The sequence below is a fragment of the Mycobacterium sp. PSTR-4-N genome (genome assembly GCF_022348085.1).
Lineage (GTDB): Bacteria > Actinomycetota > Actinomycetes > Mycobacteriales > Mycobacteriaceae > Mycobacterium.
The window spans coordinates 238,025-251,173 of record NZ_JAKRFN010000005.1 but is presented as its reverse complement, the minus strand read 5'-3'; the positions used below and the strand labels follow the sequence as shown (position 1 = coordinate 251,173).

Here is a 13,149-nt window from a genome sequence, read left to right as displayed (position 1 = left end):
GCGTCAGATCACGAAGCCGCCGTCGATGTTCCACGTGACGCCGGTGACATAGCTCGCTTCCGGGGACGCCAGATACGCCACCGCACTGGCGATGTCGGGCGGCTGACCGTACCGACCGACGGCGATGAACGGACGTACCTGATCGGAGAACGCGCCACCCTCTTCGGGGTTCATGTCGGTGGCCACCGGGCCCGGCTGGATCGTGTTGACCGTGATCCCGCGGGGGGCCAGCTCACGCACCAACCCGCGGGTGAACCCGGCGACGGCGGCCTTGGTCAACGCATACCCGGACAGGCCGCCCATCGGTGCGCGGTCGGCGTTGACACTGCCGATCGTGATGATGCGCCCGCCCTCCCCCAGGTGCGGGACGGCGGCCTTGGTGGCAGCGAAGACACCCCGCACGTTGACGGCGATGAGGCGGTCGAACTCCTCGAGGGGAAACTCCTCGATGGGCGCCCCGTAGGCGATTCCGGCGTTGTTGACCAGGATGTCGAGACCGCCGAGGGACGACGCTGCCGCCGCCACCGCATCGGAGACGGCGGCGGGATCGGCGCTGTCGGCCTGCAGTGCGACGACTGTGCCGCCCCCTGCCGTCAGTTCGTCGACCAGGTTCTTCGCCGGCTCGGGCGAGGACTGGTAGGTGAACGCGACAGCGGCGCCGTCGGCGACGAGGCGGCGCACGATCGCCGCTCCGATACCTCGCGAACCGCCGGTGACCAGGGCGCGTTTTCCGGACAGGGCACTCGTCATCGCCGTCTCTTTCCTTCATGGCCGAACTGTTCGGCCCCGTGTCCAAGCACAAGCGATCGACGACGGAAAAGATTCCGCGTCCGCAGCGGCCACCGCACTGACGAATTCCTCAGGACTGGGACCATCACTGCTATCCTGCCTCCATGGATTCGCCCGAGGTCGACGGCGGTGAGCAGCCCGTCAACCGGCTCCAGCGGCGCAAGATGCGCACGCGCGCGGCGCTGGTGCGCGCGGCGCAGACGTTCATCGCCGAAGGCAAACTCGCGGTTCCGATCCTGGAGATCACCCAGGCCGCCGATGTCGGAATGGGGTCGTTCTACAACCATTTCGAGAGCAAGGAGCAACTGTTCGAAGCGGCCCTGACCGACGCTCTCGACCAGATGGGCGCGCTGCTCGATGTCTTCACCGAGTCGATCAGCGACCCGGCGGAAGCTTTCGTCACGCGGTTCCGCCTTGCCGGCAGGCTGTTTCGTCATCGACCGCAGGAGGCGGCACTGCTGCTGGCCAATGCCGGGTCGTTGATCTTCTCCGAGCACGGGCTGTCTCCTCGCGCTCGTCGTGACATCGCCGCGGCCATCGACGCCGGCCGCTTCACGCTCGCCGATCCCGACGTGGGACTTGCGCTGGCCGGCGGCGCGCTGATCGGCCTGGCCACACTGCTGCGAGAAAGACCCGATCGTGACGCCGACGCCACGGTCGACGAGGTTGCGCGGCATCTGCTGCGCACCTTCGGAATTCACGCGAAGCAAGCGGCGGCGTTGTGCACGCTCCCGCTGCCCGACACGTCGTCGCTGGCGGATGCCCCGGCCGACTGGCCCGCGCCGCTGACCCGCCCGGGCTGATCGGCCGCGGGCGTCAGACCCGTCCCACGGCGAGATGCGCCGTGGTGGCGACAATCAACGATCCGTCGGCCCCTGCACGGCGCTGTGCCGCCGCAGTCAGTGCCGGAGTCAGACGTTCGCGTTCCTCCGGCGACAGACCCGTGAACGGCGGCAGGAACCCGAACACCTCGTCGATGTCGGCGCGAAATCTCGCCATGGTCGGACCGGCCCAGGTGAGCTGCACCGGGCGGACCGTGACGTCGCGGAAGCCCGCCCCGGCCATCTCCCGATGCAGCGCATCGACGTCGGCAGCCAGCAGCACGCCCTCGGGTAGCGGTACCGGCTCGCGTTCCGGAAAGACCTCTGCCATCGCTTCGACGAGTAGCGCTACCGAGCCGACTGTTCGGGGGTCCTTCCAGCTGCTGATGCAGCCGCGGCCACCGGGGCGGGTCACCCGGGCCATTTCCCGCAGGGCGGTGCGCCACTCGGGCAGGTTGATGATGCCGAACATCGAGAAGGCGATGTCGACGGTGTGGTCGCCGATGTCGAGCGCCTGCGCATCCATGACGGTCGCGGAGCACGCCGGGTGGGGCGCCAGTCGCTGCGCCGCCCGCGCCACCATGGCCTCGGAGATGTCGGTGGCCACGACGCGGGCACCGAGCTCGGCCGCGGCCACGCTCAGACCGCCCGGTCCGGAGGCGACGTCGAGCACCTCGGTGCCGGCAGCGATGCCGCCGACCGCCTCGAATGCGTGGGGAATGCACTGTGCGGTCAGCGGTTCGCCGAGGCGTTCGTAGAGCGCAGCGTCGGGTAGCAGATGTGCCCGACCGGAAGAGTCTGTCATCGATTCAGCGTGCCCAGCGCCCGAGACCCCTGGCAAGGATGATTGCCGTCTGGGCAAAATCCGCCACGGGCCTATCCTGCAGAAGTGAGCGAATCCGCGGTGGTGAAGCCGACACCTGCAGAGCTGATGGAAGACGCCGGTACCGGGCTCGACTACGGGACCAACCCGACACAGATGCTCGGCGACATCACACCCAACGACCGCTTCTTCATCCGCAGCCATGCTCCGTCACCCCGTATCGACGCCGGCACCTGGACCCTTCGCGTCGACGGTGACGGCGCTCGAACGCCGCTGGAGTACTCGTATGCCCAGTTGTGCAACGACTTTCCCCTCGTGTCGATGATCCGGACCTTGGAGTGCGCGGGTAATCGCCGCGCACTGTTCGGACAGGAAGTGCAGCACACGTTCGAGGGCACTCAGTGGGGGCGGGGGGCGATCAGCACCGCGGAGTGGACCGGGGTGCGGCTGCGCGAGCTGCTGGCACCGGCAGATCTCACCGACGACGCTGTCGAAGTGATGCCGGAGTCCCTCGACCAGATCCGAGCCCGCAGACCGCTGCCGCTGGCCAAGGCGCTCGCCGATGACACGATCGTCGCGATCGCCATGAACGGGGAGCCCCTCCCCGTCGACCACGGCTTTCCGGCCCGGGTGGTGGTGTCCGGCTGGCTGGGCGCGGCGAGCATCAAGTGGCTGGGCCGTCTCGAGGTCAGCACCCGCCATCTCCACACGCCCTGGAACACCGAGGATTACGTGCTGATCGGCCCTGACCGGCATGCCGACGGTCCCGCCCGCGGCCCGGCCATCACCGAGCCGGCGCTGTCCAGTCTCATCGAGCTCCCGTGGCCGGCGACCCTGTCCGCGGGGGCTCAGGTGATCCGCGGTCGCGCCTTCGCCGGCGAAGGATGGGTCACCAGCGTTCAGTACCGGATCGACGACGATCCTTGGCTGCCCGCCACCATCACCTCGCCCGGCTCCGCCGGGGTGTGGGCGCGCTGGCAGTTCCACTGGGATGCGACTCCTGGGGAGCACGTCCTGCGGGTGCGCGCCACCGACAACCGTGGCACGGTACAACCGGACCGGACCCCCTGGAATGAGCTCGGGTACATGCACGAGTCGGTGCTTGCACACCCGGTGCACGTCACGTCGCCTTAAGGTCGATCGTGTGCAGCTGAGCGCGAGAATGCCCGACCTCACGTCGTTGGAGGTCCTTCTCGCGATCGCCCGCACCGGCAGCCTCAGCGGCGCGGGGCGGGAGTGCGGGCTGACTCAGCAGGCTGTGTCTGCGCGCATCGCTGCTCTCGAGCGGCAGACGGGGGTGCGCCTCGTCATCCGCAGCAAGACCGGGTCTCGTCTCACCCCGGCGGGCGCGGTCGCCGCCCAGTGGGCAGACCGCCTGCTGACCGTGGCCCACGAGGTCGACGCGGGACTCGCGACGCTGCGCGACGACAGCAGGACGCGGCTGCGGATCACCGCGAGCCAGACCATCGCCGAACAACTCCTGCCGCGCTGGCTGGTCAGCTGGCGAGACAGCGTCACCCGGCAGCGCGTGACGCCGCCGGATGTCATCCTCACCGCCGCCAACAGCGAGCAGGTGGTCGCGGCCATCGGTGACGATCGAGCCGATCTCGGCTTCGTCGAGAGCCCCGGGGTGCCACGACCGTTGCGCAGCACCACCGTCGCCCACGATGACCTCGTGGTGGTGGTGCCACCCGCACACAGGTGGGCGCGTCGGCCGGCGCCGATCTCCGCCGGCGAGCTCGCGGCAGCGGCGTTGGTGACACGCGAGAAGGGTTCGGGCACAAGGGAGTTCCTCGCCAGCGCGCTTCGGCGCGCCACCGACGCCGAGCAGGTCCCGCCAGCGCTCGAACTGTCCAGCGCCGCCGCCGTCCGCGCAGCAGTGCTGGCCGACGCAGGACCGGCTGTCTTGAGCAGACTGGCCGTCGCCGACGATCTCGAACTCGGACGTCTGCGCGCCGTCGAGGTGGCCGGCCTCGAACTCCGCCGCGCCCTGCGCGCGGTGTGGGTGGGTGCCAGCACTCCCCCTGCGGGTGCCGCACGGGACCTGCTGAGCCACATCGCCACTGTCCGGCGCCATCGAAGCGAGTGATCGGCTCACAAATTCTGTTTGTGTCTTGATTGCTGTTCAGCCGCGCCACCAGCTCCTACCGTGACAATCATGCAGCAATCCACGCTCACACTCCCTCCGGCCGGCCACGTCACCGAGGCGCCGAAACCCCTGCTGCACCACGTCGGACCGAACTGGTTCGCCTCGGTGATGGGAACCGGGATCGTCGCCACCGCGGCAGCGAGCCTGCCGATCCACGTGCCGGGGCTGCGCGGCTTCGCTCAGGTGGTCTGGGTGCTGGCTGCAGCAGTGCTCGCCGTGCTCATCGTGGCGGTCGGCTCGTTCTGGCTGCGGCACCCCGCCGTCGCCCTCGGCCATGCGCGCAACGCCGCCATGGCGCACTTCTACGGTGCCGCCCCCATGGCGCTGCTGACGGTCGGCGCCGGGGCGCTGCTGGTCGGCGGCGACCTCATCGGCGCCGACGCCGCCCTGCGGCTCGATTGGACGCTGTGGATTCTCGGTACGGCAGGCGGACTCATCACCGCGGCCGTCATCCCGTTCCTGATGGTCACCCAGCACGACGTCGGGCCCGACGCCGCTTTCGGCGGCTGGCTCATGCCGCTGGTGCCGCCGATGGTGTCGGCCGCGACGGGGGCTCTGCTCATTCCGCACATCGGCAGCCAGACCGGTCGCGCCACCATGCTCTACGCCTGCTTCGCGATGTTCGGACTGTCGATGATCGCCGCGCTGATCATCACCACGATGATCTGGAGCAGGCTCGTGCACTACGGGACGTCCGGCACCGCGCGGGTCGCCACGCTGTGGATCGTGCTGGGCCCATTGGGCCAGTCCATCACCGCGGCGGGACTCCTCGGCGGCACCGCGGCACTGGCCGTCGATCCGCAGATCGCGGGCGGGTTGCAGGTCTTCGCGGTTCTCTTCGGCGTACCCGTGTGGGGGTTCGCCGTGTTGTGGATCGTGCTGGCGACGTCGCTGACCGTGCGAACCCTGCGCCGGGGCATGCCGTTCGCGTTGACGTGGTGGAGCCTGACGTTCCCCGTTGGCACATTCGTCACCGGCACAACGCAGTTGGCGCTGCACACCGGACTACCGGCCCTGCGCGTCGCGGCGGTGATCGGTTACGTGTGTCTGCTCGGTACGTGGTGTCTGGTGGCGACACGCACCGTTCACGGCAGCATCCGCGGCGAACTGCTCGGCCCTCGCTGACATCTCACAACTCACGCGTCCAGGAGGTAGACATGACAACACTGTCCGACGACGGCACCCGATTCCGGGGCGCCTCACCCGCCGATGCGCCGGCGGCCGTCGCAGACGACGGAAGCACCGCGGTGTCGGGCGCCGTGGCGTGGGCCCGTGACTCGGCGATCGCTCAACGGCCCGCGACACGCCTGCCCTTCGATCCACACGATCCCGCTGCTGCGCTGGCGCAGCTGCCTGAGGCGGTACACCTGCTGGCGATCGGGATACCCAGACACCGGCGCCGCTGGCCCGCTCTCACTCGGCTCGTCGGCCCACTGCTCCCCCATCTCGAGGTAGCGCTCGTACCCGAGGGATACACACCCCGCCCGGGCGCACCGGTCGTCGTCACCGTCGAGGGTTCGGTCGCCGACCATGGCGCGATCGAGGCCGCGTTCACCAGCGCTTCCCTGGCAGCCGCACCGCTGGTAGCGGTGCACTGCTGGAAAGAGCCGGGCGCGCTGAGCTTTCCGTCACCGGCCTGGTGTCCGATCGACTGGGCCGACCAGCGCGACCGCGAATGCGCACTGGTTGCGGAACGTCTGGCCGATCACAGCGGACGGTACCCCGACGTCATGGTGGACCGCGTCATCCGAACCGGTCAGCCCGGCAGTGCGCTGCTGCCGCTGGCACGCTCTGCCCAGCTCGTGGTGATCCCGGGCCGAGACGACGACCTGCTCACCGCGAGGCTGTCGGCTCTCCTCGACGACACCGCCGTTCCGGTTCTGCTCACGTGAGCCCTCCTCACAGGGTCCGCGATCTGCGCATGCCACGCAGGTAGCCTGCACGGATGCCGTCGACGCCCCTACCCGTGGTGCTGGCCACGCTCGCGCTTCGGCGCGGGCTCAAGCGCTTCGCCGACAGGTTGGTGCCGCCGCAGTTCGCGATGCTCGACCTCGGTGAGGGTGTCGCCGGAGTGCAGATCGCCGCAGCAGTCGCCGAGCTCGGGATCGCCGATGTGCTCGCCGCCGGGCCGATGACCGCTCATCAGATCGCCACGCGTCTCGACTGCGACCCGGAGACCACTCATCGCCTCCTGCGCGGGGCGGCCGCGGGTGGCCTCTGCACCCTCGACCGTCGCACGGGTGCGGCCCGACTGACCCCCATGGGTGCGGTGCTGCGCAGTGACCATCCCTCGTCACTGCGGGCGTGGATGCGCTACAAGGGAATGCGGTCGACGGTCGACGCGTGGGGTGGTCTCGCGGCGAGTGTGCGCAGCGGCCGAAGCGCTTTCGAGCTCGTGCACGGTATGTCGGTGTGGGACTGGTATGCGGCCCATCCCGACGAGCAACAGATCTTCGCGGCGACGATGCGGCAGGCGACCAGCATGATCGCGCGCGGGATCGCGCGCGTCTACCCATGGCCCGACGGTGCGGTGGTGTGCGACGTCGCCGGCGGAATCGGGACGCTGCTGTCGGTGATCGTGACCGAGACCCAGGCGGAGCTGCGCGGAATCCTGGTCGACAGTCCCGCCATGATCGCCGAAGCGGACCGCTTCCTCGCCGAACGCGGCGTCGCCGACCGGATCGAGCGCGTCGAGGGAGACATCTTCGGTTCCGTCGACGCCACCGCCGACGTCTACATCCTCAAAGACGTCCTGCACGACTGGGACGACGACCGCTGCGCGAGCATCGTCGCGACCGTGGCGGCGAGCATGCCCGTCGGCGCCACACTCCTGGTGATCGAATACCTGCAGCCGCGCAACCGTCCGAATCCGTTCTCTCCGTTGCTCGATCTGCACACTCTCACGCAGCGCGACGGCGGCAGGCTGCGGTCGAAAGAGGAGATCGAGAGGTTGCTCGTCGGCGCGGGACTGCGGCCCACCGGTCGGACCTTTTCCGTCGTGCCGCACGACATCATCGAGGCAACGAAGGTCGGGCACTCCTGACCCGTCGGCGACACACGGCGCGTGCGTACCGTCGTCATCATGGACACGTCGACCTCGGACCTGCCGCTGCATGTGAAGGCCTCGCTCGGTAGCGGAGCGTCGTTCTGGCAGACCAAGACCGTCGCCGGCCTACAGGCGATCACGCTCACCGACGGTCCGCACGGCGTCCGCGTTCAGCACGCCACGGCAGACCATCTTGGTCTGGGCGCCAGCTCACCCGCGACGTGCTTTCCGCCGGCTGCGGGCTTGGCACAGAGCTGGGACCGCGATCTCGTCCGCCGGGTCGCGGCCGCCATCGCCGACGAGGCCCGCGCACTCGGGGTGAGCGTGGTGCTCGGCCCCGGCGTCAACATCAAGCGCGATCCGCGCTGTGGGCGCAACTTCGAGTACTACTCCGAAGATCCGTTGCTCAGCGGCAGCCTCGGCGCCGCATGGGTCGACGGTCTGCAGGCCCGAGGCGTGGGCGCCTCGGTCAAACACTTCGCGGCGAACAACACCGAGACCGACAGGATGCGCTCCGATTCGCAGGTCGACGCGCGGGCGCTCCGGGAGATTTACCTGAAGAGCTTCGAGATCGTGGTCACCCAGACGCAGCCCTGGACCGTGATGTGCTCCTACAACAAGATCAACGGCGTTCACGCCTCGGAGAACAAGTGGCTGCTGACCGACGTCCTGCGTGGGGAGTGGGGCTTCGACGGGTTGGTGGTCAGCGACTGGGGTGCGGTCGCAGACAGGGTCGCGGCGCTGGCGGCCGGTCTGGACCTGGCCATGCCCGGAGGTGACGCGACAATGGACGACGATGTCGTCGCCGCCGTCGGGCAGGGCCGGCTCGACCCGGACGTGGTCGACGAATCCGCCGCTCGCGTCGTGCGGCTGTTGCGCCGCGCGGCTGCCGCCGAACCGGTGGCCATCGATCGACGCGCCCACCACCTGCTGGCCCGTGAGGCGGCGGCGCGCAGCATCGTGCTGCTCAAGAACGACGACGCGGTCCTCCCGCTGTCTGCGCACGAAACCGTCGCTGTGATCGGTCGTTTCGCCGTCCACCCGCGCTACCAGGGCGGTGGCAGTTCACACATCAACGCGGCCGAGCTCGACGTGCCCCTCGACGAGATCCGGGCCCGCGCCGGCGGGCAGGTCACTTTCGAGGAGGGCGCTGACGACACGGACGCGGCCGTCTCTTCGGCGCGTGCCGCCGACGTCGCCGTGGTGTTCCTCGGCCTCTGGGATGAGGATGAGTCGGAAGGTCACGACCGCACGCACATCGATCTCCCGGCTGAGCAGATCCGGCTGCTGGAAGCCGTCCGCGCGGTGCAACCCCGCACGATCGCGGTGCTCTCGCACGGCGGTGTCGTGCGGTTGTCGGAGGTGAACCGCTGCGCCGCAGCGATTCTCGATGGCGCTTTGCTCGGGCAGGGCGGTGGCGCCGCGATCGCCGATGTTCTCTTCGGTATCACCGACCCGTCGGGCAGACTCGCCGAGACAGTGCCCGTCCGCCTGCAGGACGTGCCCTCGTTTCTCACTTTCCCCGGCGAGCACTCCCAGGTGCGTTACGGGGAGGGCGTCTTCGTCGGGTACCGGGGATACGACGCCCGCGACATCGAGGTGACCTTTCCGTTCGGTCATGGACTGTCCTACACCGACTTCCGCTACAGCGACTTGTCCGCCGCCGTGGACGACGCCGGCGTCACCGTGTCGGTTACGGTGAGCAACATCGGCGATCGGTCCGGCCGGGAGGTCGTCCAGGTGTATCTGGCCTTCCCGGAGTCGGCCGTCACCCGACCACCCCAGGAACTCAAGGCGTTCGACGTCGTCGAATTGGAGAGCGGGGCCGACGCCACCGTGACGATGAACATCCCGCGGACCGAGCTCGCGCACTGGGACGACCGCATCGAGGAGTGGGTCGTGGAAGGCGGCCGATGCTGCGTGAGAGTGGGTGGATCAAGCCGAAACATCATGTGCAGTACGGATATTCAGGTGTCGGGCGATCCCGTGCAGATTCCGTTGACGACGGACTCCACACTGGGTGAACTGCTCGCCGATCCTGTCGTCGGCCCGGGGCTGCTCCAGCTGTTCCAGGCCATGGCCCCGGGGGACGGCCTCGGAACCGACATGCTGACGATGATCTCGTCGATGCCGCTGAGCCGCCTGAGGGCTTTCGGGGCAGGCGAGGCCGTGGCTGCCGTGGAGCGGATCCTCAGCGCCGGCGCGGAATCCCCCGCGGAATCCCGGTAGCCCACAGCGCCCAGGCGATCAGCACGGGCTGGAACAGCAGCCTGATGAACCGGCTGGTGTCACTGTTGAGCCCGAAACCGTCGGCCTGATTGACGAATTGGGCGATGTTTCCCGGGAAGATCAGCACGAAGAACGCTGCGAGCAGCCTGCCGACCAGGACACGGTCCCGCCGCAGCAGCGCGAGTCCGACGCCCAGGGTGATCTCGACACCGCCCGAGGCCATCACGACACCATCGGCGTCCATCGGCACCCATGTGGGCACCTGCGCCTGGAACTCCTTGCGCGCCCAGAACAGGTGGCTGGAGCCGGCGAAGACCATCGCACCCGCCAGCACCAGGCGACCGATGGTCCGGGCACGGGTGGTGGGTGGCGGAGCAGGCAGTTCGGACACAGGTGAACCTCTCGTGGTTGTCAGGTCGGTGATGTCAGTCGGCGGCGCGTGCGTGCAGGTCCGCGGTCACCTGCTGCAGGGCGTCACGCAGCACGGCGAGATCCGCGGCGGCCGACTGGTTCGAGCCCAGCAGCCGGTCCGGGATGCAGGCCGCACGCTCTTCCAGGGCGCGGCCCTGCGCTGTCAAGGAGATCTCGACGCGCCTCTCATCGGCGGCGCTGCGCTGACGGCGCACCAGGCCGGCCGACTCCAAACGCTTGAGCAGGGGCGACAGGGTGCCCGAGTCGAGATGGAGGCGATCACCCAGATGGCCGACCGTGCAGGGCTCTTCCTCCCACAGCACCATGAGCACCAGATACTGCGGGTAGGTCAGCTGCAGTTCCTCCAGAAGTGGTCGGTACGCAGCCGTGACAGCACGCGACGCGGAGTACAGCGCGAAGCACAGCTGCTCGTCGAGACGGGGGCCGGGCACGCCAGAACTGTATCGCACGCAGCTCAATTGTGGACAACCGAGTTTTGATCGTCCTGCGTTTCGGCGTTGTCGACACTCAACGCGCGCGTCACCGCAGAACGCCAGCCCGAGGCCTCGCGTCGGCGCACCCGGGGATCCATATCCGGGTACCACGCGGCCGCGACATGCCTGTTGGCGCGCAGGGCGGCCCGGTCGGGCCAGTATCCGATCGCGAGGCCCGCAGCATACGCGGCACCCAACGACACCGTCTCCGACACGAACGGGCGCATCACCGGCACGTCGAGCACATCGGCGATGAATTGCATCAGGAGATGGTTCGACGTCATGCCGCCGTCGACGGCCAGCCGCGACAGCGACACACCGGAATCGACGGTCATCGCGTTGACGACCTCCCAGGTCTGCCATGCGACGGCTTCGAGCACCGCGCGCGCGAGATGCCCCCTGGTGATGTAGGCAGTGAGTCCGACCACGATCCCGCGCGCGTCGGGATCCCAATGTGGAGAAAGGATTCCGGAGAACGCAGGAACGATGTAGCACCCCCCGTTGTCCTCGACGGTGCGGGCGAGCGTCTCGATCTGTGGGGCGGTGTTGATGACCCCGAGGGAATCGCGGAACCACTGAACCAAAGACCCCGCGACTGCGATGGGACCCTCCAGGGCGTACATCGGTTCGGTTCCCGGGGCGGCGTAGGCGACGGTGGACAGCAGACCGTGGCTGGACCGCACGATCGAGGTGCCGACGTTCATCAACAGAAACGCCCCGGTTCCGTACGTGCACTTGGCATCGCTGGGCTCGAAGCACATCTGACCGAACAGCGCGGCCTGCTGATCGCCGAGGGCGGCCGCGATCGGCACTCCGCGCAGAACCGTCGCGCACCGGCCATAGACCTCGCCGTTCGACACGATCTCGGGCATCATCGCTTCCGGAATGTCGAACACTCCGAGCAGCTTGGTACTCCACTGCAAGGTGTGCAGGTCCATCAGCAGTGTCCTGCTGGCGTTGGTGACGTCGGTGACGTGGACGCCACCTTTCGGGCCGCCGGTGAGGTTCCAGATCAGCCACGACTCGAGGGTGCCGAACAGCACCTCGCCCTTGCGCGCCCGAGACTCCAGCCCGCGGATGTTGTCGAGCAGCCAACGCAGTCGCGGCGCCGCGAAGTACGTGGCCGGGTCGAGCTCGGCGATCTTCCGGAAGTCCCCGGCGTGTGGGGCGATCTGATCGATGACGGGGCCGGTTCTGGTGTCCTGCCATGTGATTGCGGGAGCGACAGGGCGACCTGTCCGACGATCCCACACCACGGTGGTCTCGCGTTGGTTGGCGATACCGAGTGCGACGACGTTGGAGGGATCCAGTCCGGCGGCCGTCACGGCCTCCGGCACGACCCGCTGGACGTGATGCCACAGCTCGAGGGCATCCTGTTCGGCCCAGCCCGGTTGCGGGAAAGTCTGGCGCTGTTCGCGTTGCGCGATCGCCAGCATGCGGCCGCGCTGGTCGAACACCATGCAGCGCGCCGAGGTGGTGCCCAGGTCGATCGCCGCGACCACGCGTTGGTCGGTCATCGGGTCACGTCCAGCGTGTGCATCACCGCGGCCGACGCGTTTCGCAACTCAGCCACGATGCCGCCGCGCGGGCTGCCGTCCGCACCCAGCAACTCCTCTGGCGCACCGTGCACAGCCATCGCTGCCACGCCGGAGCGGCGGGCATGGACGGGTACCGCGATGTCAGCGTAGTCGGGGTCGTACTCCCCGTCGGCGAAGGCGATCCCGCCTGTTCTGATCTGCGTCATCGTCTCAGTGAGCCTCGCGCGGTTCGTCGACGTTCGACGGGTCAGCCGCTCCAACGTCAGATTCCGTAGAAGTCGTTCGCGCAGTGGTGAATACGCGAGTACGAGCTTGCCGCATGCCGTGGCGTGCAATGGCAGACGTTCCCCGACACGCAGCGTCTGGCGTCGGTCGTCGGGCCGGAACACGTGGTGCACGATCTCGGCTTCCTGACCGTCGAGAACCGTGATCAGCACCTCGAAGCCCGTACTCAGCGCCAATGCGTCCGCCCACGGCATCGCCGCCGAACGAAGGTCGTTCCCGTCGAGCGGAACGTCCTCGCCCGGATGCATGCGCGGTCCCGGTGCGTAGTGCCCGCTGTCGGGATCCTGATCCAGGTACTCCAGGTCCACCAGCGTCCGCAGGATGCCGTGCGCTGTCGTCTTGGACAACCCGACGTCCTGGGCGATCTCCCGCAACTGCATCGCTCGATCGCTGCGCTCGATCAGGTCGATGATCGCGGTCGCCCGCGCGATCGCCTGTATCGGACCCGGCATGCGGTGCGCTCCTCACTGTTCAGGCAAGGGTGAGACCCAGGCCACGTCGTTGCATTCGACATTGTCGAACAGACGGCGTTGATGCGCATCACACCTCGTCCCTACGTTCGGA

The 13,149-nt window shown here is 68.5% G+C and carries 13 protein-coding genes; 7 read left to right on the top strand and 6 right to left on the bottom strand.

Translation table 11 applies throughout. The features are described from left to right. Positions 1-3 precede the first annotated feature (3 nt). Positions 4-750 carry a 3-oxoacyl-ACP reductase family protein gene (locus MHN84_RS09895; protein WP_241204451.1) on the bottom strand — a complete coding sequence of 249 codons (747 nt, stop codon included), beginning with the start codon at positions 748-750 and terminating at the stop codon, positions 4-6. Between the two features lie 143 nt (positions 751-893). On the opposite strand from MHN84_RS09895, the gene MHN84_RS09890 reads away from it, so the two are divergent. Then, complete coding sequence (locus MHN84_RS09890) at positions 894-1,592, top strand: TetR/AcrR family transcriptional regulator (RefSeq protein WP_241204450.1); 699 nt, start codon at positions 894-896, stop codon at positions 1,590-1,592. Positions 1,593-1,605: 13 nt separating this feature from the next. On the opposite strand, the gene MHN84_RS09885 is transcribed toward MHN84_RS09890, so the two are convergent. Continuing rightward, entirely contained in the window at positions 1,606-2,415 is an 810-nt protein-coding gene (locus MHN84_RS09885) for a class I SAM-dependent methyltransferase (RefSeq protein ID WP_241204449.1), read from the bottom strand. A gap of 84 nt (positions 2,416-2,499) precedes the next feature. On the opposite strand from MHN84_RS09885, the gene MHN84_RS09880 reads away from it, so the two are divergent. From MHN84_RS09880 to MHN84_RS09855, 6 genes are all read left to right on the top strand, one after another. Then, positions 2,500-3,567, top strand: a complete 1,068-nt coding sequence (locus MHN84_RS09880; RefSeq protein ID WP_241204448.1) for a sulfite oxidase — start codon at positions 2,500-2,502, stop codon at positions 3,565-3,567. A gap of 10 nt (positions 3,568-3,577) precedes the next feature. Beyond that, positions 3,578-4,522, top strand: coding sequence for a LysR family transcriptional regulator (locus MHN84_RS09875; protein ID WP_241204447.1), 945 nt, complete (start codon positions 3,578-3,580; stop codon positions 4,520-4,522). Positions 4,523-4,591: 69 nt separating this feature from the next. Further along, complete coding sequence (locus MHN84_RS09870; protein ID WP_241204446.1) at positions 4,592-5,707, top strand: TDT family transporter; 1,116 nt, start codon at positions 4,592-4,594, stop codon at positions 5,705-5,707. A 32-nt stretch (positions 5,708-5,739) separates the two neighbouring features. After that, on the top strand, positions 5,740-6,474 hold the full coding sequence (locus MHN84_RS09865) for a hypothetical protein (RefSeq protein ID WP_241204445.1): 735 nt from the start codon (positions 5,740-5,742) through the stop codon (positions 6,472-6,474). Positions 6,475-6,527: 53 nt separating this feature from the next. Next, positions 6,528-7,625: an acetylserotonin O-methyltransferase gene (locus MHN84_RS09860; RefSeq protein WP_241204444.1), complete on the top strand. Its 1,098-nt coding sequence runs from the start codon at positions 6,528-6,530 to the stop codon at positions 7,623-7,625. A gap of 39 nt (positions 7,626-7,664) precedes the next feature. Continuing rightward, on the top strand, positions 7,665-9,857 hold the full coding sequence (locus tag MHN84_RS09855) for a glycoside hydrolase family 3 C-terminal domain-containing protein (protein ID WP_241204443.1): 2,193 nt from the start codon (positions 7,665-7,667) through the stop codon (positions 9,855-9,857). On the opposite strand, the gene MHN84_RS09850 is transcribed toward MHN84_RS09855, so the two are convergent. From MHN84_RS09850 to MHN84_RS09835, 4 genes are read right to left on the bottom strand one after another with little or no spacing between them, the layout of a single operon-like run. Then, positions 9,820-10,248 (bottom strand): hypothetical protein, encoded by a 429-nt coding sequence (locus tag MHN84_RS09850; protein ID WP_241204442.1) that lies wholly within the window; start codon positions 10,246-10,248, stop codon positions 9,820-9,822. The genes MHN84_RS09855 and MHN84_RS09850 overlap by 38 nt on opposite strands. Positions 10,249-10,282: 34 nt before the next feature. Further along, entirely contained in the window at positions 10,283-10,720 is a 438-nt protein-coding gene (locus tag MHN84_RS09845) for a MarR family transcriptional regulator (protein WP_241204441.1), read from the bottom strand. Between the two features lie 23 nt (positions 10,721-10,743). Then, positions 10,744-12,279 carry a glycerol kinase GlpK gene (glpK, locus tag MHN84_RS09840; protein WP_241204440.1) on the bottom strand — a complete coding sequence of 512 codons (1,536 nt, stop codon included), beginning with the start codon at positions 12,277-12,279 and terminating at the stop codon, positions 10,744-10,746. Beyond that, positions 12,276-13,037 (bottom strand): IclR family transcriptional regulator, encoded by a 762-nt coding sequence (locus tag MHN84_RS09835; protein WP_241204439.1) that lies wholly within the window; start codon positions 13,035-13,037, stop codon positions 12,276-12,278. Before MHN84_RS09835 ends, glpK begins: the two co-directional genes overlap by 4 nt. Between the last annotated feature and the right edge of the window lie 112 nt (positions 13,038-13,149).